19 protein-coding genes are annotated in these 25,328 nt (G+C 48.0%); 5 read left to right on the top strand and 14 right to left on the bottom strand.

What is annotated here, in order from left to right; translation table 11 throughout:
* The first annotated feature begins 99 nt into the window (after positions 1–99).
* Positions 100–1,245 (top strand): response regulator, encoded by a 1,146-nt coding sequence (locus R50912_RS06770; protein ID WP_081956401.1) that lies wholly within the window; start codon positions 100–102, stop codon positions 1,243–1,245.
* Positions 1,246–1,353: 108 nt separating this feature from the next.
* On the opposite strand, the gene R50912_RS06765 is transcribed toward R50912_RS06770, so the two are convergent.
* The 5 genes from R50912_RS06765 to ilvB all read right to left on the bottom strand — a co-directional run bounded on the left by R50912_RS06765 (position 1,354) and on the right by ilvB (position 13,114).
* Positions 1,354–7,710: a SpaA isopeptide-forming pilin-related protein gene (locus R50912_RS06765; RefSeq protein WP_042233403.1), complete on the bottom strand. Its 6,357-nt coding sequence runs from the start codon at positions 7,708–7,710 to the stop codon at positions 1,354–1,356.
* A 346-nt stretch (positions 7,711–8,056) separates the two neighbouring features.
* A complete protein-coding gene (locus R50912_RS06760) occupies positions 8,057–9,598 on the bottom strand; it encodes a 2-isopropylmalate synthase (RefSeq protein WP_042233401.1) in 1,542 nt (513 codons plus the stop codon).
* Between the two features lie 105 nt (positions 9,599–9,703).
* Positions 9,704–10,696: a ketol-acid reductoisomerase gene (gene ilvC, locus R50912_RS06755; protein ID WP_039301500.1), complete on the bottom strand. Its 993-nt coding sequence runs from the start codon at positions 10,694–10,696 to the stop codon at positions 9,704–9,706.
* Between the two features lie 181 nt (positions 10,697–10,877).
* Positions 10,878–11,357 (bottom strand): acetolactate synthase small subunit, encoded by a 480-nt coding sequence (gene ilvN, locus R50912_RS06750; RefSeq protein ID WP_039301592.1) that lies wholly within the window; start codon positions 11,355–11,357, stop codon positions 10,878–10,880.
* A gap of 5 nt (positions 11,358–11,362) precedes the next feature.
* Positions 11,363–13,114, bottom strand: a complete 1,752-nt coding sequence (ilvB, locus tag R50912_RS06745; protein ID WP_042233399.1) for a biosynthetic-type acetolactate synthase large subunit — start codon at positions 13,112–13,114, stop codon at positions 11,363–11,365.
* Positions 13,115–13,735: 621 nt separating this feature from the next.
* Between ilvB and R50912_RS06740 the strand changes: the two genes are divergently transcribed.
* The gene (locus tag R50912_RS06740; RefSeq protein WP_039301506.1) at positions 13,736–14,182 is read left to right on the top strand and encodes a GNAT family N-acetyltransferase; all 447 of its coding nucleotides are present in this window, start codon (positions 13,736–13,738) and stop codon (positions 14,180–14,182) included.
* Between the two features lie 22 nt (positions 14,183–14,204).
* On the opposite strand, the gene R50912_RS06735 is transcribed toward R50912_RS06740, so the two are convergent.
* The 5 genes from R50912_RS06735 to R50912_RS06715 all read right to left on the bottom strand — a co-directional run bounded on the left by R50912_RS06735 (position 14,205) and on the right by R50912_RS06715 (position 19,552).
* Entirely contained in the window at positions 14,205–14,558 is a 354-nt protein-coding gene (locus R50912_RS06735; protein WP_042233397.1) for a hypothetical protein, read from the bottom strand.
* A gap of 177 nt (positions 14,559–14,735) precedes the next feature.
* Entirely contained in the window at positions 14,736–15,686 is a 951-nt protein-coding gene (locus R50912_RS06730; protein WP_042233395.1) for an ABC transporter permease, read from the bottom strand.
* Positions 15,687–16,763, bottom strand: coding sequence for an ABC transporter permease (locus R50912_RS06725; RefSeq protein ID WP_042233392.1), 1,077 nt, complete (start codon positions 16,761–16,763; stop codon positions 15,687–15,689). It abuts the gene before it with no gap.
* Entirely contained in the window at positions 16,756–18,294 is a 1,539-nt protein-coding gene (locus R50912_RS06720; protein WP_042233390.1) for an ABC transporter ATP-binding protein, read from the bottom strand. The genes R50912_RS06725 and R50912_RS06720 overlap by 8 nt, the downstream gene beginning before the upstream one ends.
* Before the next feature lie 178 nt (positions 18,295–18,472).
* Positions 18,473–19,552, bottom strand: a complete 1,080-nt coding sequence (locus R50912_RS06715; RefSeq protein ID WP_042233388.1) for a BMP family lipoprotein — start codon at positions 19,550–19,552, stop codon at positions 18,473–18,475.
* A gap of 305 nt (positions 19,553–19,857) precedes the next feature.
* Here R50912_RS06715 and R50912_RS06710 point away from each other — a divergent pair, with 305 nt between their 5' ends.
* Entirely contained in the window at positions 19,858–20,400 is a 543-nt protein-coding gene (locus tag R50912_RS06710) for an acyl-CoA thioesterase (RefSeq protein WP_042233386.1), read from the top strand.
* A 119-nt stretch (positions 20,401–20,519) separates the two neighbouring features.
* On the opposite strand, the gene rplT is transcribed toward R50912_RS06710, so the two are convergent.
* From rplT to R50912_RS06690, 4 genes are all read right to left on the bottom strand, one after another.
* A complete protein-coding gene (gene rplT, locus R50912_RS06705; protein ID WP_036649386.1) occupies positions 20,520–20,879 on the bottom strand; it encodes a 50S ribosomal protein L20 in 360 nt (119 codons plus the stop codon).
* Between the two features lie 31 nt (positions 20,880–20,910).
* Positions 20,911–21,111, bottom strand: coding sequence for a 50S ribosomal protein L35 (gene rpmI, locus R50912_RS06700; RefSeq protein WP_036696104.1), 201 nt, complete (start codon positions 21,109–21,111; stop codon positions 20,911–20,913).
* A gap of 57 nt (positions 21,112–21,168) precedes the next feature.
* Complete coding sequence (gene infC, locus R50912_RS06695; RefSeq protein ID WP_039301536.1) at positions 21,169–21,666, bottom strand: translation initiation factor IF-3; 498 nt, start codon at positions 21,664–21,666, stop codon at positions 21,169–21,171.
* Between the two features lie 287 nt (positions 21,667–21,953).
* Positions 21,954–23,192 carry a glycosyltransferase family 2 protein gene (locus R50912_RS06690; RefSeq protein ID WP_042211122.1) on the bottom strand — a complete coding sequence of 413 codons (1,239 nt, stop codon included), beginning with the start codon at positions 23,190–23,192 and terminating at the stop codon, positions 21,954–21,956.
* Positions 23,193–23,601: 409 nt separating this feature from the next.
* Here R50912_RS06690 and R50912_RS06685 point away from each other — a divergent pair, with 409 nt between their 5' ends.
* Positions 23,602–24,129 (top strand): phosphatase PAP2 family protein, encoded by a 528-nt coding sequence (locus tag R50912_RS06685; RefSeq protein ID WP_042233383.1) that lies wholly within the window; start codon positions 23,602–23,604, stop codon positions 24,127–24,129.
* 55 nt (positions 24,130–24,184) lie between these two features.
* A complete protein-coding gene (locus R50912_RS06680) occupies positions 24,185–25,300 on the top strand; it encodes a UDP-N-acetylglucosamine--LPS N-acetylglucosamine transferase (protein WP_042233381.1) in 1,116 nt (371 codons plus the stop codon).
* Positions 25,301–25,328 lie beyond the last annotated feature (28 nt).

Genomic DNA, 25,328 nt, shown 5'->3' with positions numbered 1-25,328 from the left:
ATCATCATGGCTAGGCAGCATACAAATAGAAGCGGCTGCTCCCCCTTAAGAGCATGTTATCCGTTTCAGCGATAAAGATAAGGAAAGCGGTGGACAGAAATGATTCGAGCTATGCTAGTGGATGATGAACGTCTTGCACTTATAAAACTTCAGCTCATGCTTGAAGAATTAACGTCAGTACAGATCCTTGCCGCTTTTACAGACCCTTATGAAGCGGTAAAAGCAGCGCCGGAGCTGGACCCGGAAGTTATTTTCCTGGATATTGATATGCCCGAGATGAATGGAGTTCAAGCTGGTGAAATCCTGCAGAATCTTTGCCCCCGTGCCAAAATCATATTTGTGACCGCATACAATAACTACGCTGTAGATGCTTTTGAACTAAACGCGCTTGATTATGTATTGAAGCCGGTAAGCAGAAGCAGGCTGGTGAAGACTATCCAGCGGCTGGAGGAACGGATAGAGCTGGAGCCCGACAAGAAAATTGCAGATCATCAAATCATGATCCGCAGCCTCCAGTCCCTGCGTTTCGAGCGCGGCGGACAGCCACTAAGCAATATTCGCTGGCGTACCTCGAAAGCCCAGGAGCTGTTTGCTTATCTTTTCCATAACCGTAACCGGTTTGTCAGCAAGGACAGCCTGATCGATCTCCTGTGGCCTGATTTCAATCTCAAAAAAGCCTCAACCCACCTGTACACTACCATTTATCAGGTAAGGCAGTGCTTGAAGCAGGGAGAAATCGATCTCCCCATCAATAATGTCAGCGGCGGAGAAGGCTATACCCTGGAGACCGGAGGCGCTTTAATTGACAGCTACGAATGGGAGAAAGGCCTTCTTACTCTGGAGCCGGTCAGTGCAGGCAATATTCAAGAGCATCAGCGTCTGCTGGATTTCTACACTGGTGATTATTTGGCCGACTACGATTATTTGTGGGCTGAGAGTGAACGTCAGCGGCTCCGGACGATCTGGCTGCATCATGCACTGAGTCTGGCAGCATTCTATATAGAGACCAGCAAACTCCCGGAGGCTGTTACGATATATCAGCGTCTTGTCCGTCTTCAGCCTTATTTCGAGCAGGGATATTTCGGACTTATGAAAACGTATGATATCATCGGTGAACGCTCAGGGGTTGAGGAGCAATATAACACGATGACAGCTCTTTGGAACGGGGAACTGGGGATCAGCCTGCCGGCAAATATAACCCGGTGGTACGAGGAATGGAAGCAGAATAATTTCAGAAGTCTGTGAATTAATCTTATGCTTCTGCTGAATATAAGAACAAGACAACCCGCCCGGAGCATTTGCTTCGGGCGGGTTGTCTGTATACCACTGTAACCTTGTTTATGCTATCACTTATTACTCCGGTTTATTGCGTGTCTTGAATCTCCGTGCCAGGATTATCCCCAGAACGATCAGTCCTCCACCCATCAGATACAATGGAAGCGGGCTTTCTTCACCTGTCTTAGGGAGATCTCCAGGCAGGCCATCTTCACTGGAGGTTGTATCAGTTACCGTACCTGTCGGCACTTCGTCAACACCCACCTCAATAATAATATCCTGATCATTGCTGTCTTCATCCGTTACAGTAATGGTGAACTTATCCTTGCCGGTATATCCCGGATCAGGAGTATAAGTCCATTTGCCGTCTGGTGTAACGACTACTGTACCATGTGTCGGTTCCACGCTAAGGCTTGGAATGCCGCCCAGCGGAATCTCCCCCTCGATTGGAATATCCTGAACAGTAGTTGCTGACGTAGCCTGTGGCGTCGGTGTACTGCTTACTGCAGGTGCAGTAGGACTTAAGGTCGCTATTGGTGTAGGTCCCGGTGTAACCGCTACGCCAGGTACTCCTGTTGCTGAAGGACCAGGTGTACTAGTTACACCTGGCGTTACCGTACTAACCGGAGTAGGTGTTGGGGTAACCACCGGGTACGTTCCGGGCGCTCCTGTCGGTGCCGGTATGTCTTTATTCGTAATTGGGGCCAGCACCTGTTGTACCTTCGAATCAATGATGATGCTGCGCTCCGATGAATCCAAATAATAGCCTATAGGAGCCACGGTTTCCTGCAGTGTGTATACTCCAAGCTTCAAATCCTTAAATTCAATCTCACCATTCATGTCGGTAATTCCCGTTGCAACTACGCTCTTGCTGGAATCATAAAGCTTAAACTCAGCCCCGGCAAGCTTTCTCGCTGCATTACCTTCGGCGATCTTAACGAGCTTGATTGAACCCAAGGTCTCTTGGTTTGTGATTGGTGCTAATACCTGCTGCACCTTTGAATTAATCGTAATAGTGCGCTCCGTTGAATCTATTTCATATCCTGTTGGCGCCTTGGTTTCTTCCAGCGTGTACGTGCCCAGCTTCAACTCATCGAACACAATTTCACCGTTCGCATTGGTAGTTTTCGTTGCTACCACAACCTTGCTGGAATTCGTGAGCTTGAACTCTGCTCCGGCAAGCTTTTTGGCGGCATCAGCGACGTCTACCTTGATGAGCTTGAGCGAACCCAAGGTTTCCACGTTCTGAATGGGAGCCAGCACCTGCTGGGCCTTCCCGCTGATTGTGATGTTACGCACTGTTCCATCCAGATCATACCCGGCTGGAGCCTTGGTTTCCTCCAGTGTGTATTTGCCTAGCTTCAAATCATTAAATACCAGTTCACCACTAACATTGGTGGTGCCTGTTACTACCGCACCGCTGCTGGAATTCGTAAGCTTGAACTCTGCTCCCGTAAGCTTTTTGGCGGCATCAGCGGCGTCTACCTTGATGAGCTTGAGCGAACCCAGGGTCTCCTGGTTCTTAATAGGGTCGAGCACCTTCTGTACATTGGAATCAATCGTGATATTCTGTGGAGTCCCCTCCAAGTCATATCCGGCTGGAGCGGCAGTCTCCTCCAGGGTATAGACTCCGACCTTTAAATTTTCAAACACAATTTCACCATTGGCATTGGTAGTCTTTGTTCCTACCACAACCTTGCTGGAATTCGTGAGCTTGAATACAGCTCCTTCAAGCTTCTTATTCCCGTCAGTTGCATCGACCTTAACAAACTTAATCGAGCCTATGGTCTCTATATTTGCAATTGGGCTCAGTACAAGCTGATCCTTCGAAGTAATCTTGACATTGCGTACCCTTGCATCCAAATCATATCCGTATGGGGCCTTGGTTTCCACCAGGGTATAGTCCCCAAGATTCAGATCAGTGAATTCAATCTCACCATCGGCATTCGTAACACCCGTCACCGCTACATTTGTGCTGGTATTCGTGAGTCTGAACTCTGCTCCGGCCAGCTTTTTATTCACATTATAATAATCTACCTTACTTATCTTGAGTGAGCCCAAGGTTTTGGTGTTCTTAATTGGGTCCAGCACCTGCTGATCCTTTGAATCAATCTTGATACTACGCACTATTCCATCTAAATCATATCCGGTTGGAGCCTTGACTTCCTCCAGTGTATACGTTCCAAGCTTCAAATCATCGAATACAATTTCACCATTGGCATTGGTAGTCCCTGCCGCAACCACAGTATTGCTGGAATTGTATAATTCGAACTTTGCTCCTGCAAGCTTCTTCGTTCCGTCCGCTGCATCCACCTTTATGAGCTTGAGTGAGCCTGTGGTTGCTTTATTGGGGATCGACGGCAGAACCTGCTGTACTTTCGAATCAATCTGGACATTACGCACCGTCTCATCCAATTCATACCCAGTTGGAGCTTCGGTCTCCTTCAGTGTATAGTCTCCAAGCTTCAAATTATTGAAAACTATTTCACCATTGGCACTGGTAGTCGCCGTTGCCACCATAGCATCGCTGGAATTGTACAGTTCGAACTTCGCTCCGGCAAGCTGCTTCGTTCCGTCCGCGGCATCTACTTTAACAAGCTTGAGTGAACCCAAGGTTTCTTTATTCGTAATTGGAGCCAGCACCTGCTGTACTTTCGAACTAATCGTGAGGTTGCGCACCGTGGAATCCAAATCATATCCGGCCGGAGCCTTGGTTTCCTCCAGTGTATATGCTCCAATCTTCAGATTATCGAAAATAATTTCACCACTGGCGTTAGTAGTTGCCGCTGCCACCATGGCATCGCTGGAATTGTACAACTCGAACTTCGCTCCGGCAAGCTTCTTCGTACTGTCAGCTGCATCTACCTTAACGAGCTTGAGTGAGCCCAGAATTGCTGTATTCTTGATCGGTTCCAGAACCTTCTGCACATCCGAATCAATCGTAATGCTCTGCTTTGTTGAATCCAATTCATATCCGGCCGGAGCAGCTGTTTCCTGATAGAAATAGGTTCCGAACTTTAAATTACTGAATACAATTTCCCCGCTGGCATTGGTAGTAGATGTTGCCACTAGAGTATTGCTGGAATTGTATAACTCAAACTTTGCTCCTGCAAGCTTCTTCGTTGCATCATCTTTATCTACCTTTATTAGCTTAAGCGAACCTTGAAGTGCTTCATTAGTAACCGTCACGGCCTTTTGTTGAGCCGGATCAATAGTTACGGGAACACTATTACCATTAAGCTTATATCCAGCCGGTGCTTTAGTTTCTTTGTATGTGTAGCTTCCTCCCATTAATTTCGTAAATAATACTACGCCGTTTGAATCGGTAGTTCCCGTTTCGACCAATTTATTCGTAGTATCATACAGTTCAAATTCTGCACCTGCAAGTTTTCTGGACGAATCATCCTGAGCAACCTTAGTCAGCTTGAGCGAGCCGTTATAATCATTCGTAACGGTCAGCAGAACAGGTGTAGAAGAATTAATGGTTACCGTCCGCACTGTAGTATCCAGTGCATATCCGGAGGGTGCCTTTGTTTCCTTTAGAACATATTTACCGGCCCGCAAATTAGTGAACTCCAGATTGCCAGCTGAATCGCTGGCTGCTTTCACTGTATCCTTCAGTTCTGTGCCTACAATACGATCCAGGGAGAACTCAGCACCCTGCAGATTTTTAGTTTGGTCTGCATTTGTTTTCAGCACCTTAAGCGAGCCTTTCACACCGCTTCCCGTGCCTCCGGTATCAACGATGGTGAAGTTTTGGGTGAATGAAGAAGGTTTACTTACCAGTTGGGACCCCAATCCACTGAACGATACAGCATTGGTTACAGGTACGGTCCCTACTGCCGCAATGACTGACTTATAGGTGAGAATGTATGGTTTATTAATGGTGTTCGTAAATGCCAGCTTGAATGTATCCTTGCCGGTACTATCCGTGATGAAATCCAGCGTATAATCCTTGTCACGCTCAAGCTTGGTAGCCGTAACATTTACAGTACCGTTCGCAGGGTTAACAGTGGTCTCAACCAGCTGGAAGCTTTCAGGAAGCAGTACCTGATTACTACTCGGAGTATCCACGACTTGAACATTGCTCACGTTTGACTGGTTTGCATTAATCGTTACTGTCCAGTTAATGATAGTTTGATCAGAACTATCCCGGGATCCGGTTTTTGTTACATATTGTCCGCCATTCGTTACACTTGCACTACCGGATAATACTTCCGAGACTGGCTTATCGTCCGAGTTATTCAAAATGGCGTTATTAGCAACGCTAGACAGGTTAATATCACCGTCTTTGAACTCCGTTTTAAAAACTACATAGAAAGCATAATCCACGCTGTCTTTGAATTTAACCTTGAGCAATTTATCTGTTACAGTAACTGTGTAGTCTGTACCCTCAACCAAAGCAGGATTTACAGAGTAATGTGCTCCATCAGCACCATAATTCAGCTTATTAACGATTACAGTACCCGCAACTACCTGCTGACCCGCCGGAAGGGTATCAACCAGCTCCGCACCTGCAGCGAGCACTCTTTTATTATAGTTCGCTCCAACTGTCCAGGTGATTTTCTTACTGGCTATATCATACTTTCCTGTCTTAAATCCATTCTTAATAACCTTACCGTCTGGAGTGAATGTTGAACTTGATGTCTGAGCACTGCTTGATGTTTTTTCATTCCACACAATGGATGCAGTATTAATGAAATATTTTGAAGCAGTGATCAATGAGTAATAATCAAATTTTGTACTGTACGTAATCGTGTAAGCCTTAGTAATTGGCTTTAAAAATTTAATCTCAAAACCCTCATTCACCTTAAATTCACCAGAGCCTAAATTGGTGATCTCATAATCTGTACCTTCAACAAGCGCAGGCGAAATATCCGGTTTCCCGATCAGTTGCAATCCTGCGTTAGTAAATTTATCGGTAAGTACCAGGTTTGTCATAGTTCTGCTGTCTTCATTAACCTTAATAGTCCATTTCACGGTCTTGTTCAAGTAGTCTACATCCGTACCGTTATTTACAGCCTGCTTGTTCAAAATACGTTGGGTAGTCGAAGTACTCGCTTGAACAGTTTGCCCGTTATAAGTCGCCTTATTTACGATGCTCTCACCAGTGTATACCCGCTCAGCTACCTTTGTCTTATAGACAATCCGGTAGGCAGATTGAATATCATGGTTGAACTGAAGCTTAAATCCAGCTGTACCTGATACGTCAGGTAGTTGGGTAAGCGTATAATCCGTATCTGCAAGCAACGTTCCGTCATCTGTTCCAGACCCATTTTGATCGAGCTTGACTTTATAGATAATCATTGAATCAGCAACATAGTCTTGGGTTATGTTGAAATAGTCAGTCAGGACAGCATTATTTGACGTTATTGACTTTTCATTATAATTGAACCGAATCTCCCAAGTAATAGTCTCATCTGAGGAATTATATCCGCTTGTAAACTTTTCCAGCGTTTTGCCCAAGTTAATATTAACCTCTGCAGAGGCAGATTGAGGTGAGCCATTAGCAGTCAGTGTAGCTGTATTATTAAACTTTGTTTGCTCTGTAGTACTTATGTTCTTGGTAGTAAACTTTATCCGGTAGGCTTCATTTATTGAATTTTTGAATTTCAGATCCAGTTTGGTCAGATCACTTGCGGTCGTGTCATAGAGTGCAGAACTGACCTGCCCGCCAAGGGTTAAGTTTCCTTTAACATCCACCGTCAAGGCATATACAGCAATAGAAGCCGGATCCAGCTCCAAGCCTGTCTGCATGGGGTCCGTAATTACAGCATTATCAAGTTTGTTCAAAAGCGTATTTACATCAACCGTCCAGTCAATACTGCTGGCATTATATTTTTGCGGCATTGGTGTTCCGGTTTTGGTGATAGCTTTGCCGTTACTGGGTTGAACCTGGAGTGTAATTGAGTTATTGGCATTTCCCGCTATCGGAAAATGGAGCACCTGCGTTGTGCTGCCGGTAACTGTAGTTGAGCTTAGGGTAGATTCAACCCAAAAAGTGCCTTTTATATCTAATAGCCCTTCAATATTTTCATTAAAAACAAATACGACTTTATTATCAGCACCTACAGTATAAGTACCGATTCCATTAGCGAATTCACTATTAACCAGCGTACCGGAATACGTTTGATTAATTTTTAATTGGGAAGGAAGGGTGTACGTGTATGTAGCGCCTTTGTCATACTTTGCATCCGGAAGCTCATATGTCAAATTCAGCTTAACCATAGAATCCAGCTTGTACACACTATCCGTAACCTGCATCCCATTTTCGTAAACCGAGAGTGTTACAGTTTTAACAATATCTTCGGTAATTTCTGTGTTCACTGCATCCGCATTTACATTGGTGAAGAAACCCATTGCCTGAGCAAATGTTGTTACAAATAGTATTATTCCAAGCCCCAGTGCCCATTTTTTCTTTTTCAATAATCTCAAGACCTCTCCCTCTTTCATATGTATAATTTGTTCTTACCTCAGTCGTGGAATGATCAGATTAGACATTAGAGCAGTGACATGAACATTTTCTGAACAGCTAAGTAATTTCTCCATTTCTCACTCCAATTTCCTAAAAACCGCTTAGTATTGACAAAGAAAGTGCCAAAAGGCGTGTTTATGACAAGTTAAATTGTAACTAAAGTCACTGATAAATCACTGACAAACCGCTCATAGACCATAATTCCCCCAGGAAAAACAAAAAAAGCCATCCGGTCAGCAGAATGTTCTGCTGGCCCAATGGCTTAACCATAGGTTTCAATTAAGTTAAAGCTACTATATATACCGTTTACAGGCTGGCCTGGTCAGCCGGGAGCAGCGACTTACGCTTCTCAATCAGCTTGTTCAGCGCATCCAGATAGGCTCTGGCACTCGCTTCCAGAATATCGGTACTGAGTCCGCGGCCCTGCGCTGCGATTTCGCCTTGGGACAGCACAACATGAACCTCACCCTGCGCGTCTTTGCCTCTGCTGACTGCCTTGATCGAATAGTCTCCCAAGGTGACTTCTTCACCAGTAGCCTGATCAATGGCGTTATAGATCGCGTCTACGGAACCATTGCCCTCAGCAACTGCCACAATCGGCTGCGGCTCCTGCCCGTTAATAATAACTTTGGCCGTTGGCGTAGCTTCATTACCATAAGTCACATATATCGTCTGCAGGCTGAAGGTCTCCGGTGTATCGATCAGCTTCTCTTCCAGAAGAGCCAGAATATCCTCATCCGAGACTTCCTTCTTCTTGTCCGCCAGATCCTTGAACTTGGCAAAAGCGGCATTCAGCTCTTCCTCCGGGACGTCATAGCCCAGATCACTGAGCTTGTCGCGGAAGGCATGGCGTCCGGAGTGCTTGCCGAGCACCAGCTTGCTCTCTTTGAGGCCGATCGTTTCAGGTGTCATGATCTCGTAGGTGGTCTTCTCCTTCAGCATGCCATCCTGATGAATACCGGATTCATGGGCGAAGGCGTTGGCACCGACGATGGCTTTATTCCCGGGCACTACCATCCCGGTCAGCTTGCTGACCAAGCGGCTGGTACGGGATATTTCCGACAGGACCAGTGAAGTTTTGGCGTCAAAAAATTCGCTCCGGGTCTCCAGCGCCAGAGCTACCTCTTCAATCGCTGTATTTCCTGCCCGCTCACCAATGCCGTTAATGGTCCCTTCGATCTGATCCGCACCATTCTGAATGGCAGCCAGCGTATTGGCGGTGGCCATCCCCAGATCATTATGACAATGTGCACTGAGCTGTACACGTTCGATATCAGGCACCGTATCCTTCAGGAATTTGAAAATAGCTCCGTATTCCGAAGGATTCAAATAGCCCACAGTGTCAGGGATGTTCACCACATTGGCACCTTCACGGATCGCCATCGACACCATTTCAGCCATGAAATCACGTTCTGTCCGGCCGGCATCCTCCAAAGAGAACTCCAGCTTGGGGAAATATTTCTTGGCATAACGGATAGCCGACTGCGCAGTTTCCAGTACCTGTGCTTTATCCATACGGAGCTTGTGCTGGCGGTGAATCGGTGATGTAGCAAGAAAAATATGAATACAAGGATCCTGTGCACCCTGCAGCGCTTCCTTAACCGCATCGATATCACTCTCTCTAGAACGGGAGAGGCCAATCAAAGTGACGTTCTTCACGGCTCTGGCCACTGCGTTAACCGCAGCCAGATCTCCGGGTGAAGCCGCAGGGAATCCAGCTTCCATCCGGTCAATTCCCAGCTTCTCCAGCTGATAGGCGATTTCCACCTTCTCGCGCGTGTTGAGGTTCACACCCGGTGACTGCTCTCCGTCACGCAGCGTCGTGTCGAACACATATATTTTCCGCATGCTGAGCACCTCCTGCAAATTGTCCATAAATCCCCAAATGCGGCTCGCAAAATTACGGCCGCATCTGAGAATCACCTATGGTTCATGTAGTCTTAAGTATATGTCCTATTTCTTAATCCAGTGCATCATTTCACGCAGCTGGCTTCCTACCACTTCTACCGGATGAGCGGCTTCATTGCGGCGGGTAGCAGTCAGGAAGGCGCGGCCGGATTGGTTCTCAAGGATAAAGTCGCGGGCGAATTTACCTTGTTGAATATCGGACAGCACTTCTTTCATTGCTTTTTTAGTTTCATCCGTGATGATGCGTGGTCCAGTTACATAATCACCGTATTCAGCTGTGTTGCTGATGGAATCGCGCATAGTGGCAAGTCCGCCTTCATACACCAGGTCCACAATCAATTTCATTTCATGCAGACACTCGAAGTATGCCATCTCAGGAGCATAACCGGCTTCTGTCAGTGTTTCGAATCCGGCTTTGATCAGTGCGGATACACCGCCGCAGAGGACAGCTTGTTCACCGAACAAATCTGTTTCTGTTTCTTCACGGAAGGAAGTTTCGATAACTCCTGCACGGGTACAGCCGATACCTTTGGCATATGCAAGTCCGATCGCCTTGGCATTACCGGTTGCGTCCTGTTCAATGGCGATCAGGCCGGGAACTCCGAAGCCTTCAACATAAGTACGGCGGACCATGTGGCCCGGGGACTTAGGTGCTACCAGCAGCACGTCTGCATCCTTAGGAGCAACGATTTGACCAAAATGTACGTTAAAGCCGTGGGAGAACATCAGAGCCGCGCCATTCTTCAGGTTCGGTTCAATTTCATTCTTATATACGGATGCCTGTGTTTCGTCCGGCATGAGAATCTGCACTACATCTGCACGGGATACTGCTTCTGCAACAGACAATACTTCAAAACCGTCATTCTTCGCAGTTTCAAATGATTTGCCTTCACGCAGGCCGATGACAACCTGGAGTCCACTGTCACGCAAGTTCTGTGCCTGAGCATGCCCTTGGCTTCCGTACCCGATTACTGCAATTGTCTTTCCTTTTAATACGCTAAGTTCTGCATCCTGTTCATAGTACGTTGTAACTGCCATTGTCAATATCCTCCTTTAATTTGGACCCATCGTAAAGAGCGGGTGCTTCAAGAGCGCAGGGCTTCAATACTTATGCATTGGCGTCTCCTCAAGCCCCCGCTCTTTCGCGGGAAAACCTAACCATATCTTAATAAATTAATGCAAGCAAGCAGTAATTCGTTAAAGCTATAAATTGTGACGATCAGGCATTGCCGCGAATCATCGCCGTTACACCTGTTCGTGACAGTTCCTTAATACCATACGGCTTCAGCAGCTCAATCATAGCATCAATTTTCTGGGTCTCTCCAACTACCTGTACTAATAAGCTAGTTGTTCCGATATCCACTACCGAGGCCCGGAAGGTTTCGACCACACCCATAATCTCAGGCCGTTCAGCCGGATCAGCCTTGACCTTAATCAGCGCCAGCTCACGGGCAACCATAGGCTTGGAGCCAAGATCAATGACCTTGATGACATCAATCAGCTTATAGAGCTGCTTCTCAATCTGCTCAAGCGTATGCTGGTCTCCAAGAGTAACGATAACCATCCGGGACAGCCCAATCTCTTCAGACTGGCCTACAGTAATACTCTCAATATTGAACCCCCGGCGGCCGAACAGTCCGGATACCCGCTGCAGCACACCCGGCTGGTCATTTACAAGCACGGAAATCGTATGTCTCATCACCGCTATTCATCCCCCATCAGCATTTGATCAATGGTTGACCCTTGGGTTACCATCGGGTAGACATTCTCGTCTTTAGGGACAACGAATTCTACCAGGACGGGTCCAGGTGTTTCCAGGGCTTCTTTCCACGCGGCTCCGGCTTCCTCTTTATTCGTAGCCCGCAGACCCTTAACTCCGTAAGCTTCAGCCAATTTCACAAAATCCGGACTGCCGGCAAGATCGGTATAGCTGTAACGCTTCTCATAGATGAGATTCTGCCATTGCCGGACCATTCCCAGTACCTGATTATTGATTACGACGATTTTGACCGGAATCTTATTAATCGCGCAAATCGCAAGTTCCTGTGAACACATCTGCATGCCGCCGTCACCATTAATGGAGACTACCAGCCGCTCCGGATGTGCCATTTGCGCCCCGATTGCCGCAGGGAAGCCGAAGCCCATTGTACCAAGACCACCCGAAGTAATCCATGCACGAGGGTGATTGAATTTGTAATATTGTGCAGCCCACATCTGGTGCTGTCCTACGTCAGTAGTAACAATTGCCTCGCCTTTAGTGGTGTCATTAATCATTTGAATTACCCATTGCGGTTTCAGCTCTGCCTCAGAATCTTTATAACGCAACGGCTGATCCAGCTTCCACTGGGCGATTTGCGTTCTCCAGGCATCCGCATTCGCGGCCCGCTTCACATCAGGGATCAGCATTTCCAGCACGGTTTTTACATCGCCAACGATCGGAATATCAGGCGATACATTCTTGCCGATCTCCGCCGGATCAATATCGATATGAACAATCTTGGCTTTTGGAGCAAAACCATCCAGCTTACCGGTTACACGGTCATCAAACCGGGCACCGATATTAATCAGCAGGTCGCATTGTTGAATCGCATTGTTCGCTGTATAGGTACCGTGCATGCCCGGCATTCCCATCCACAGATCCTCCGCACTCGGATAACAGCCGAGACCCAGCAATGTTGTAGTAATAGGAATTTCTGTACGCTTCACGAATTCATACATCGCCTCATGCGCTCCGGAGTAAATGACCCCGCCGCCTGCAATAATAATCGGACGCTCTGCAGCAGCAATGGCCTTCACCAGCTTATCAAGCTGAAGCTTGTTAGGCACTGTGCGCGGGTTGTAACCGCGAAGGTTAACGCCTTGCTGCTGAACCGGCGTGAACAATGTCTTCGCAGCCGATACATCCTTCGGAATATCAATCAGCACCGGACCCTTGCGTCCGGTATTCGCGATATGGAATGCCTCATGAATAATTCGCGGCAGGTCTTCAACATCCCGTACCAGATAGCTGTGCTTCGTAATCGGCATCGTTATACCAGTAATATCCGCTTCCTGAAAAGCATCTGTGCCGATCAGGCTGGAGAATACGTTCCCGGTGATTACCACCAGCGGAACAGAGTCCATGAATGCAGTAGCAATTCCTGTTACCAGATTAGTTGCCCCCGGGCCTGAAGTGGCGATACATACGCCTGCTTTGCCGCTCGCTCTGGCATATCCGTCAGCCGCATGAATCGCTCCCTGCTCATGGCGTGTCAGAATATGTTTGAAATCATCGAATCCATAAAGAGCATCATAGATATAGAGTACAGCCCCGCCCGGATATCCGAATACAGTATCCACACCTTCCAGTACTAGACTGCGCAGCAGGACTTCAGACCCTGTAATCACCTCAGGATTTTTCCATTTCTCACGTAACTGCTCTATAGACCGCACTTCTTCCGGTAATTGCGCGCTCATCAGTATTCCTCCCTTCGATTGTTCACATTCATTATTCAAATGACAGGACGTCTTTTATACAACAATTAATATTGGCGAACGGGCCGTAAATCCTCCTCATTCAACAAAAAAACCTCTCGCCTCCCACGCGCAGAATAAGCGCGTGAGGGACGAAAGGTTTAGCTTCCGTGGTACCACCCATGTTTGCATTCCATCTCACGATGAAATGCCTTATCAGGATACAAAAATCCATCGATGTAGGCAGGGCCCAAATCTCTGTAACCTGAAGTCCCTAACGCGGACTAGACGATTCCCCCTAATAATTCCAACGCTCTTGCTGATGGACCTTTCAGGGAAACAGCTCCGAGGTGAGCTCGTATATAAGGGATTTTGGTGGAGGTTGCAGCAATTCCTCTCACTCTCTGAACAAAAGAGCCCTTAAAACTTCGTCCTCTTCATCGCCGATACATGTATGTTCGTTAAAATGTTTAGACACATTATATGATTTCCTCACACGGTAAGTCAATACCCATCTTCCGGATATATATTAAATTCTTCACAAAATGTTGTTCTACCCTTTCCGGAACGCCCACACCAAGCAGGGCATATGATGTACGACAATGCGTGGAAAGGGGGCATTTTATGATTCGTTACCGCAGACCCAAGCAGGATGACACCGTCATTTTTGACTTGATTGAAAAGCAGCTTGTCCCGCTATCCCATCTTCCACAGACGATTATCAATCAGGTCAGAAAAGATCTGCCCCGCCGTCTGGGGCAAGGCGTTACTCTCGTGGCTTGTCCTGACTATGAGAGTGATCCGCTGGGGTTCGTACACTTTATGCTGCATGGAGATTTGTTATATATCGATATGCTCGCCATTGCGCCTAATGCAAGGCGTAGGCGTTACGGGAATATGCTGATGGACAGAGCGGAGCGGTTTGCACTATCACGTGCATGCCGGCGGGCTAAGGTTTCTGTGGATACCGGAAATACAGCCGGTCTTGCCTTTTATGAAAAACTGGGCTACAGCGTAGCCCGTTATCAACCGCAAAACTACTGTTATGAGCTTGAAAAACAGTTTATCTGACGAACTCTGACCGCTCTACAGCTTAAAAGAATCCAATAGGCGGAACACCATAACCGGGACCAGGACCATAACCGCCGTAAGGACCGGGAACAGGCCCAGGGCCGTAACCATATCCGCCTCCGTAAGGAGCCCCTCCATATCCATAACCCCCGCCGCCATAAGCGTATGGAGCCGTACCGACGGCCAGCAAATCAAATAATACAAGCGGAATCAATGCTTTGGTTTGTACTTTTTTACCACTGATACGCTGTAAAACAAGACGGTTGCCCGAAACACGGAGTAACTTGCCCATCACCTTGGAGCCGTCTTTTTTTACTGCAACGATATTTCTACCCACCAGCTTCATGACTTGTTTTTTCGTAACCGGCTGTGCCATAATATCCCTCCTAATGAGTTTCTTAAGCAGTCTATTCGCCTCAGCCGGTATTTGCCTGTACATCTGTCCTGCCCGAATCATGAAGGAGCAGCATCACCGCGAATAAAAAAAACGCATTTCCGGATAACCGAAAATGCGCACTGCAACGAAAGAGAATTAAACAAGGAGAAACTGACCCTAGCGTTTACCCGGGTCGTACGGTTCCCCCAGAGCCTTAGGTGCCGAAGAACGTCCGACTGCACTTACCAGTACGATGATAGTTAGTACATAAGGAATCATGAAAATGAATTCCTGCGGAATGCTCTTGGACCATTCAAACAATTGCACATAGTTACGGATGGCCTGGGACAGACCGAAGAACACGGCCGCTCCGAAAGCACCCAGCGGATTCCATTTACCGAAGATCATCGCTGCGATGGCAATGAAGCCTTGTCCGGAGATGGTATTATGCGCAAACGTACCCGTAGTTGTCAAAGTAATCGTGGCTCCGCCGATACCAGCCAGCAGGCCGCTCAGCATTACGCCAATATATCTCATCTTGTTTACATTTACACCCAGTGTATCTGCTGCACTCGGATGTTCACCGACTGCACGCAGACGGAGTCCAAACGGAGTTTTGAACAGGACGAAATAAATAACAATCACCAATATAATCGCTAAGTAGGTCGTTGGATAGGAATTAAAAATCCCTTCCCCGATCACTGGTATCTTGGAAAGTCCGGGAATGGATAATTTGCTAAAACCATCGATCAGCGGAGTTTCACCCGAACCGTCGAAGATTAGCTTAACCATATACAGTGTACTGCCTGCGGCAAGGAAGTTGATGACCGTACCACTTATCGTCTGGTCGGCCTTGAAGGTTATTGAAGCCACCGCATGAATCAGTGAACCAATCACACCCACAGCCATGGCACAAAGCACACCAACCCAAGGCGCCCATTCACCCATTCCTGCTTCCTGAGCGTAGTACCCGCCTACTGCTGCAGCAAATGCACCAAACATCATCAAGCCTTCAAGTCCGATGTTGACGACACCGGATCGTTCAGAGAAGATGCCGCCAAGGGCGGCAAATATAAGCGCCGTGGAAAAAACAAGCGTTGTATTGAGCAGTTGGCCTAAGACTTCCATCTATAACACCTTCTCTTTCTTGCGCTTGAAGTAAAACGGTTTGAGCACCCAGCGTACAATGCCTTGCGCAGCAATGAAGAAAATAATTGAACCGATGACAATACGGATCAGCTCCGGAGGTACATCAGCACCAAAGCTCATCCCTGCAGAGCCATACGTAAGCGTACCGTATAGAATAGCAGCGAGAATGACGCCGAGCGGATGAGTCAGCCCCAGCAGAGCCACAGCGATACCATCGAATCCATAACCAGGTGATGCCGCGAATACCGATTGATAATGGAACACACCCAGTACTTCACCAGCGCCCGCCAATCCGGCGAACACACCACTGATGAACATCGCCTTGATCACATTGCGTCCTACATTCATCCCTGCATATTCTGCAGCATGCGGGTTCAAACCTACCGCACGCATTTCGTAACCTTGCTTGGTTTTCCACAAATAGACGTAGAAGAATGTCGCCGCTACAAGGGCAATAACCGTTCCCCAGTGCAGACGGGCATTGTCGAATGTGGAGAACAGGAAAGTCATCGACAGCGATGCCGGGTTATCTTCCGAACGGTTCTGCCCCTGTAAGAGCAGGAATGTCCGGACAATATAGTTCGACAGGAAGAGGGCAATCCAGTTCAACATGATCGTAGTAATAACTTCGTTGATTCCGCGTTTGGCCTTCAGGTAACCGGCAATCCCCGCCCAAAGTCCGCCGCATACACCCGCTGCAATCACCGCAAGAGGTACAAGCAGGAATGCAGGCAATACGCCGCCAAGCTTGATGCCGACTACTGATGCAGCCGTCATACCGATCATTACCTGGCCATCCGCACCAATGTTAAACATACCTGAACGAAAAGCAAAGGCTACCGCTAGACCTGTGAACATTAGCGGAGTCATCTCGCGTACAGCTTCACCGAAATCGTATGGACTGCCGAATACGCGTTTGAATAACGCCGAGTAGGCTGCGACCGGATCGTATCCGCCAATCAGCATAACGATAGCGCCGACCAGGAAACCCAACAGAATCGCAATAAGCGGAATAATGTAGGTGTCTGTAGCGAATATTTTTTTGATTCTAGACATCCGCGTGGCCTCCCCGCTTCAAGCTGCCCGCCATCATCAGACCCAGTTCCTGGTCATTCGTATCCTGCGGGAATACTTCTCCGACAATCTGTCCTTCATAAATAACGGCAATTCTGTCAGATACATTCATAATCTCGTCCAATTCAAAAGAGATCAGCAATACGGCTTTACCCTGGTCACGCTGGGCAATCAGCTGCTTCTGAACAAACTCAATGGCTCCAACATCAAGGCCACGTGTAGGCTGTGCTGCAATCAGAAGGGTCGGATTTTTGTCTATTTCCCGCGCAATAATCGCTTTCTGTTGATTACCGCCGGATAATGACCGGGCTTTGTTCTCAATTGAAGGCGTGCGTACATCGAATTGCTTCACCAGATCCTCTGCATGCCGGTTGATAACATCCTTATTCAAGAATCCGTTCTGATTGTACGGGCTCTTATAATAGGTTTCCAGCACCATATTCTCACTCACGGTGAAATCAAGTACCAGTCCATGCTTGTGCCGGTCTTCGGGGATGTGGGAGACATTCATTTCAGACACTTTACGCGGAGAGAGGTTGGCAATTTCCTTGCCCGAAACTGTAATTGAACCGGAATCGATCTTGCGCAAACCGGTAATCGCCTGAATAAGCTCGCTTTGTCCGTTGCCGTCGACTCCTGCAATCCCCAGAATCTCGCCCGCTTTCACTTCAAAGCTGAGGCCGTTCAGCACAGCGACCCCATCCTTGCTTTTACTTCTGACATCCGACAGCTTCAGGATGCCTTCACCAATATGTGCCGGCTGCTTGTCTACTTTAAAGGTAACACCGCGTCCGACCATTTTTTCGGCCAGCTCGTTCGGATTCGTGCCGGAGGTCTTGACGGTATCAATTACCTTGCCCCGCCGGATAATGGTTACACGGTCAGAAATCTGCATAATTTCTTTCAGCTTATGGGTAATAAGTATAATGGACTTGCCTTCGGCAACGAGCCGCTTCATAATCGCCATCAGTTCAGTAATTTCCTGAGGCGTAAGTACAGCGGTCGGCTCGTCGAATATAAGTATATCCGCTCCGCGGTACAGGGTTTTCATAATTTCTACCCGTTGCTGCATGCCTACCGAAATGTCATGAATTTTGGCATTTGGATTGACTTGAAGACCGTACTGCTCCGATAGCTTACGAACCTGCTCCGCAGCGGATTTATAGTCGATTTTAAGACCTTTTTTCGGTTCCATTCCCAGAACAATATTCTCTGTTACCGTAAAAGGCTCTACTAGCTTGAAATGTTGGTGAACCATACCAATGCCAAGCTCAATAGCCTTATTAGGGTTATCGATAATAACCGGTTTCCCGTCGATTTCGATGCTGCCTTCATCGGGCTGGTACAGTCCGAATACGATATTCATCAAGGTTGATTTGCCTGCCCCGTTCTCACCAAGCAGCGCATGAATCTCCCCTTTTTCCAGCGTCAGACTGATAGAGTCATTCGCGACAATACCGGGAAAGCGTTTTGTGATTTGCTTCAACTCTACGACAGGAGCCGCAGCACTCATGGAATCACCCTCATCACAGAATATATAATACTGCCTTATAGACACGGCTGTACCGCCCTATGCAGGACGGTACCGCTGTGTATACCTATAACAAATGTTGTAACAGAGAACAAGGCCAGCTCAAGTAACCGGCCTTGTTTCTTGATATGGTTAAATCCAGTAAAGGTGAGGCAACGAATTACTCGGCAGGAACAGTGATTGTTCCATCGATGATTTGTTTGCTGTACTCGTCAACTTTAGCCAGGATTTCAGCAGAAACGTTAGCTTTGGATGTTTCAGGAAGGCCTACGCCGTTGTCTTTCAGACTAAGAACAGTTGTAGTGCCGCCTTTGAATGTTCCGTCAACCACTTGCTGGGAAACCTTCTTAACCGCTTCGTCAACACGTTTGATCATGGAAGTCAAAGTTACGTCGTCGCCAAATTCCAGGGATTGGTCTTTGTCTACGCCGATAACCCATACTTTAGTACCGCCAGCTTTGTTGCGGGATTTAGCTTCATTGAATACGCCGTTACCTGTAGCGCCGGCAGCCGGGAAGATGATGTCATTGCCTGCATCATACAGGGTAGCAGCCAGGGATTTACCAGTATCAGGCTTGTCATAAGCTCCTGCATAAGTAATCGTTACATTCGCACTAGGGTTAACTGCCAATACGCCGGCTTTGAAGCCAACTTCAAAACGTTTGATAACCGGGCTTTCCATACCGCCGATGAAGCCTACTTTGTTAGTTTTGGTTGTCAGACCTGCAACAACACCCACCAGGAAGGATCCTTCGTTCTCAGCAAATGTTACGGATTCAACGTTAGGAGCTTCTACTACGCTGTCGATGATCGCCAGATTAGCAGTAGGGTTCTCAGTAGCAACCTTCAATACTGCGTCGCCAAGGTCAAAGCCGATTCCCCAAGTCAGGTCGTAGCCGCCTTTAACGAATTGGTTAAGGTTTGGCTCGTAGTCTGCATTGGATTTACTTTGCAGGTATTTGATTTCCGCGCCAGATTCTGTTTCCAGAGCCTGCAGGGCTTCCCAAGCGGATTGGTTAAAGGATTTGTCATTAACGCCGCCCACGTCAGTTACGAGACCTAGTTTGACAGCCTTAGGAGCCTCAGTTGCTGCTGGTGCTTCTGTAGCTGCTGCATCTGTGGTTGGTGCAGTAGTTGCTGCTCCAGCATTGGTGTTTGCGTTGTTATTGTTTCCGCATCCTGCCAAAATAACAGTGAATGCCATAACCATAACTAAAGATAGTTGGTAAAACTTCTTCATCGAATGTGATCCCCCTTAGAAAATTGGATGTCTTCTGTGTTCTGCTTGGACATACCATTAGAACAAATTATACCTGCAAAAAAAGCTAAAATCCAGTCTATTAATGACCTCAGGTCAATAATAATTTGCATTTTTCAACAAGAAACCGCTTACCATGACATAGCATGTAACCACTATGTATGATAGGTGTCAGGAAACCTCAAAATTCATCTTGTGATACCCGCGCATTAACGTTATTATTGCACAGTGATGGCTTTTCTATTATCATGAATGTTTACATATTGTTTGCAAAGGGAGTTACTGAAATGGATCAAGAAAACAAACCTCAAGTTGTTCCGGCCTCTAAATACTGCCACGAATCCCGCGTATTCAAAACCGGCCGTGTCTTCCCGAATGATGTTAACAACCACAAAACATTGTTTGGTGGCAAACTGATGAGCACAATTGATGAAGTTGCCTCCATCTCGGCCATGCGCCACTGCCGTGCGAATGTGGTAACCGCCTCCGCTGACTCTGTAGACTTCCTTCTGCCGATCAGGCCCACAGATTCCGTCTGCTTCGAATCCTTCGTCTCCTGGACGGGGCGCACTAGCATCGAGGTATTCGTCAAAATCATCTCGGAGAACCTCTATACAGGCGAACGGGCTGTTGCCGCTACATCGTTTCTTACCTTCGTTGCAGTTCACGAAGATGGCACTCCATCTCCGGTTCCGGCCATCATTGCCGAGACTGAGGAAGAGAAGCTGATCTGCCAATCGGCCAACGAGCGTTCGGAGCTGCGCAAGATCAGACGCGCCAGCAGCAAGAAGCTGGCTTCACAGCTCAGCACAACAAAGTACTGGGAATAGCACTCCTCCGGAATTCTGTTCCTTCAATATAGCAGGGAGCAGTAGCTCAGCCTTCGGGCACAAAAAAGCACCGTCACGCGGGACAACCCGCAGGCGGTGCTTTTCGGTTTATATCATTCTTACGCGTTGATCTTCTCTTTGGCAACTACAGCCAGGGAGTTGAATGCATTCAGATCGTTCACTGCCAGATCAGCCAGCATCTTACGGTTCACTTCTACGCCAGCCAATTTCAGGCCGTATACAAGCTTGCTATAGGAAAGACCGTTCAAACGCGCTGCTGCGTTGATACGAACGATCCACAGTCTGCGGAAGTTACGTTTAGTCTGACGACGGTCACGGTAAGCGTAAACCATCGATTTCATTACTTGCTCTTTAGCTGTTTTAAAAATGCGGTGCTTGGAACCGAAGTAACCTTTTGCCAGTTTCAATACTTTTTTATGTCTACGACGAACTACAAATCCGCCTTTAACTCTTGCCATATTAATAAACCTCCCAAAAATGTGTAATTAACTATTTCAAGTTAGCAAGTCCTTGTTTCAAACGTCTTACATCCCCAGGGGCCATTACTGGATTGCCGTTCAATACGCGTTTTGCGCGTTTCGATTTGTGGGACAGCAAGTGGTTCTTGTGAGCTTTGTAACGCAATACTTTACCAGTTCCAGTGATCTTAAAGCGGCCTTTCAGGCTGCTATGTGTTTTCATTTTAGGCATGGTGTTTCCTCCTTGAATATTATGCGGCGCCAAATTGCTGTGCAAGTGACTCCAGGATTATTGGGCTTTTGGAGCCAAAATCATAATCATGCTGCGGCCTTCCAGCTTAGGCTGGCGCTCAACAACAGAAATATCTTCCACTTCGTTCTTCACACGCTCCAGGATCTTCTGGCCGATACTCGCATGGGTAATCTCACGTCCGCGGAAACGAACGGAGCACTTCACTTTATCGCCTTCGCCCAGGAACTTGATAACATTGCGGAACTTGGTCTGATAATCATGTTCTTCAATGTTAGCACGGAACCAGACTTCCTTGATATCCACGATCTTCTGGTTCTTGCGCGCTTCCTTCTCTTTCTTCTGCGTTTCATAACGGAACTTGCCGTAATCCATGATGCGGCATACCGGCGGTTTCGCCTGCGGTGCTACATTGACTAAATCAAGATTAAGATCGATCGCCATCTGCAACGCCTCGCGGATCGGTTTGATCCCGATTTGTTCACCTTCTGCTCCAACCAGCCGAACCTCTTTGGCCCGAATTTCATCATTGATCATATGTTCCTTACTGATAATACTCCACCTCCGGATCTTCTTGTAATGCGGTTCTCCATAAAAAAGGGATGCCGGTAACTCCCCGACACCCCGTTTGATCAACGTTCATGAATTATAACCATTCATAAAGCATTGAGATCAAAACCAGCCGGCAATTTAGCCGTTCAGGTGAGAAGCCGGTGCTTCTGCTTGCAATCCCTATGTTTTGCATACTTGAATACTATACAACACTGAGCGAACAGTGTCAATATCTTCTCCAAAAAATACTTAGATAACAATCAGGCATTATACTACACTTGCTTGCTCTGCACTTCTTCAAGCCGCACCACACGCGTGTGCTTGGTATGGCTCCATTGCTTGTTGTTCTGCGTGAAGAACGCGTAGAACGTAATGGGGTACCACGAGAGCAGATAAACCGGGAAGGCCAGGAGGTACAGATATACCTTTTTGAACTTCACCTTCTCAAGCGCCATGGCCAGCAGGAAGGTCAGAATATTGGCTCCAATGGCAAAGTAGCTCAGCCAGAGCGGCAAATGACCGTAAATATTAGCAATATGCGGACCATCGAACATGGAGTTATCGATCCACATTACAGCCGTCATCAGGAATGTCAGCAGCACAATGTAGACATTCGCTCCATAGAGCGCCAAGTCAAACTTCGTGAGGCTGCGTTCTTTGATGCTCTGCCACAGCAAAGGGAAGAAATAACGGCGGGCGACTGTGAAATGCCCCTGCATCCAGCGCAGACGCTGTCTGGAGGAAGCCTTGAACGTAAGCGGCTTCTCATCGAAGACCTTGGCATCATAGTTGAATCTTGGATACACACCCTTAGAAGCGCTGCGCATGGTGAATTCCAAATCCTCAACCAGACTTGTAGCCCCCCAGCCCATTTCTTTGAGCAGGTTCGTCTCGAAGCACATGCCTGTTCCGCCGAGGAAGTTGGCCATCTTCAGATTATGGCGCGACAGCTGCCAGAGCCGGTTGATGTACCAGTAGGATACACCATAAGCAGCGGTAATCCATGAATCCTCCGGATTCTTGGTATCAATATAACCTTGAATTACACGTCCCCCTGAACATAGATCATTGTTCATTTCGGTCAGGAATTCGGTATGCGCGAGGTTGTCGGCATCGAACATCACGACAGCATCATACTGGCGGGGCAGCGCCCACAGCTCCTTGAGCATCCACTCGATAGCATACCCTTTTCCGCGAAGATTCGTGTTGGTACGTACACAGGCATTCATGCCGTGCTCCCGTACGATGGCTGCTGTATTATCCGTACAGTTATCGCAGATGACAAATACATCGTACAGTTCCTGGGGATAATTAAGCTGTTTCAAATTTTCCATTAACGCGCCAACTACTTCTTCCTCGTTGTGCGCGGCAACCAGTACGGCAAATGACTTTTGCGGCGCATACTTAACCTTGTTCTTTTTCTTGTGCAGTCCAAACAGCGAGAATGCAAACTGATAAACTGCAATTGCCGCCAAGATCACTTGGAGCGTAACAAACAATGCGTCTGTCATGATCTTTTGATGCCCCCTTTTTCCAAGTCTAGATGTTCTCTTTCTCTCTCAGGCTTGTTAACGTTCTTTCTGACCCTTTTGTTGCATCCCTTACAGCAGACAAGAATTATCCCTTTTTCTCGGGCAGGCTTCCGATTGTGTATTAGCCCCGTTCCTAAGATATGAACATGGTATCCGGATCATGGCCGAATCCTTATTTCTCTGTTACCTTATAAACGGGATCTTCCTGCTTGAATCATTGTAGACGCATTGGGGTACACAAGTCAAAACTGGCATTTTTCGAGTGATTCCGAGCTTTTTCTTGAAATGGACTGCCTTAAAAAAGTATGATAAAGACAGCTTCAGGTCTTGGAACCTGCTGCTTAAGCTGCGCCAAATATCTTTAGCCGGACTAACGGAGGGACAAGATATGAGACCTTTTTTCAAGAAACTGCATCTCTTGGAGCGGCTTCTCTTTCAATGGATTAACGGACGGCTGCACAACCGCTTTCTGAACTTCTGGCTCTGGTACCTCACTCATCTCGGAGGAGCTACGAGCTCCATTGGTATCAATCTTCTAATCTGGGCACTGTGTCCACAGCCATGGAGAACTACAGGACTGCAGGCACTGACCGCGCTGGCAGTAAGCCATCTGCCCGTTGCCGTTGCCAAAAAGCTCTATCCGCGCATGCGGCCTTATCTGGCGCTGCCGGGCACCAATACGTTTCATAATCCGCTTAAGGATCATTCTTTTCCTTCAGGCCATACTACAGCTATCTTCGCCTCTACGGTTCCTTATATGATGGCTTACCCTGCCCTGACCTATATCTTGCTTCCGCTCGCCTGCACGGTCGGCTTCTCCCGGATCTATCTCGGGCTGCATTATCCGTCCGATGTCATCGCTGGTGCGGTAATCGGCTCCGGCGTTGCCGCAGGCACGCTTGCGCTCTGGGTCTGACGCCCTCCCGGCTGCCGGACCCCTGAATACCACTAAAGAACAGGTGAACTATACATTGCGCAAAAAAAGAGTATTATTGCTGTCGGAAGGTTTCGGCGCAGGGCATACCCAGGCAGCATACGCGCTGTCGAGCAGCCTGCGCAAATTGTCGCCTGATGTGCAGACGAAGGTGCTGGAGCTCGGAAGCTTCCTCAATCCTAAGATGGCGCCGATCATTGTCTCGGCCTACCGTAAAACGGTGATCTCCCAGCCCCGGCTGATGGGCTATGTATACCGGCACCAGAAATCATTCAATCGTCTTACCACACTTGCCCTGCACCGCCTATTTTATACGCATACGCAAAATATTGTGAAGCAGCTGAAGCCGGACATCATCGTTTGCACTCATTTCATTCCCGGCGCTGTGGTGTCCCGACTCAAGCGGCTGAATCCGTCGCTGAAAGCGCCGCTGATCACAGTCATCACGGATTACGACGCCCATGCCAGCTGGATTAGTCCTGAAGTGGACCGATATCTGGTCTCTACACCGGAGGTCAAGGCCAAGCTTCGCCGCCGCAGTGTTGCTGCCGCCAAGATCCGGGTAACCGGTATGCCGGTACATCCCGATTTCTGGGAGCATCCTGGCCGCGATGAGATCCAGAAGCAGTTCAGCCTCCGGAACATGCCTACGGTCATGGTCATGGGCGGCGGCTGGGGCATGATGAACGATGAGGTGGTGAACGAGACCCTCGCCGGCTGGCGGGAGCAGGTGCAGCTTGTGTTCTGCCTCGGACAGAATGACAAGCTGCTGCGCGGAATGCAGGAAGACCCGCGCTACAGCCACCCCAACATCAAGCTGCTGGGCTTCACCCGTGAAGTCGATAAGCTCATGGAGGTCTCGGACCTGCTGGTCACCAAGCCCGGCGGAATGACCTGCAGCGAAGGATTGGCCAAGGGCATCCCTATGCTCTTCCATTCCCCGCTGCCGGGGCAGGAAGAAGAAAACTGCCGTTATTTCACGGCAGCCGGCTTCGGGGAACCCATAAGCTCCCTTGATGTGGTCGACCGTTGGATGGAACGGCTGCTGGGCGACTACGGGGATGTGCGGGCCAAACGCAAAGCACACCTGGAGGAGATTTCCCGGTTCAATCCGCTGCAAAGCGCCCAGAGCATCATTGACATGCTGGAATAGCCTCCCGGATTCTTATAGAACAATGGGA

It is taken from the genome of Paenibacillus sp. FSL R5-0912, from assembly GCF_000758605.1.
GTDB lineage: Bacteria > Bacillota > Bacilli > Paenibacillales > Paenibacillaceae > Paenibacillus_AQ.
Note: the sequence above shows the minus strand (reverse complement) of the source record. Positions and strands in the feature narration are given on the sequence as shown.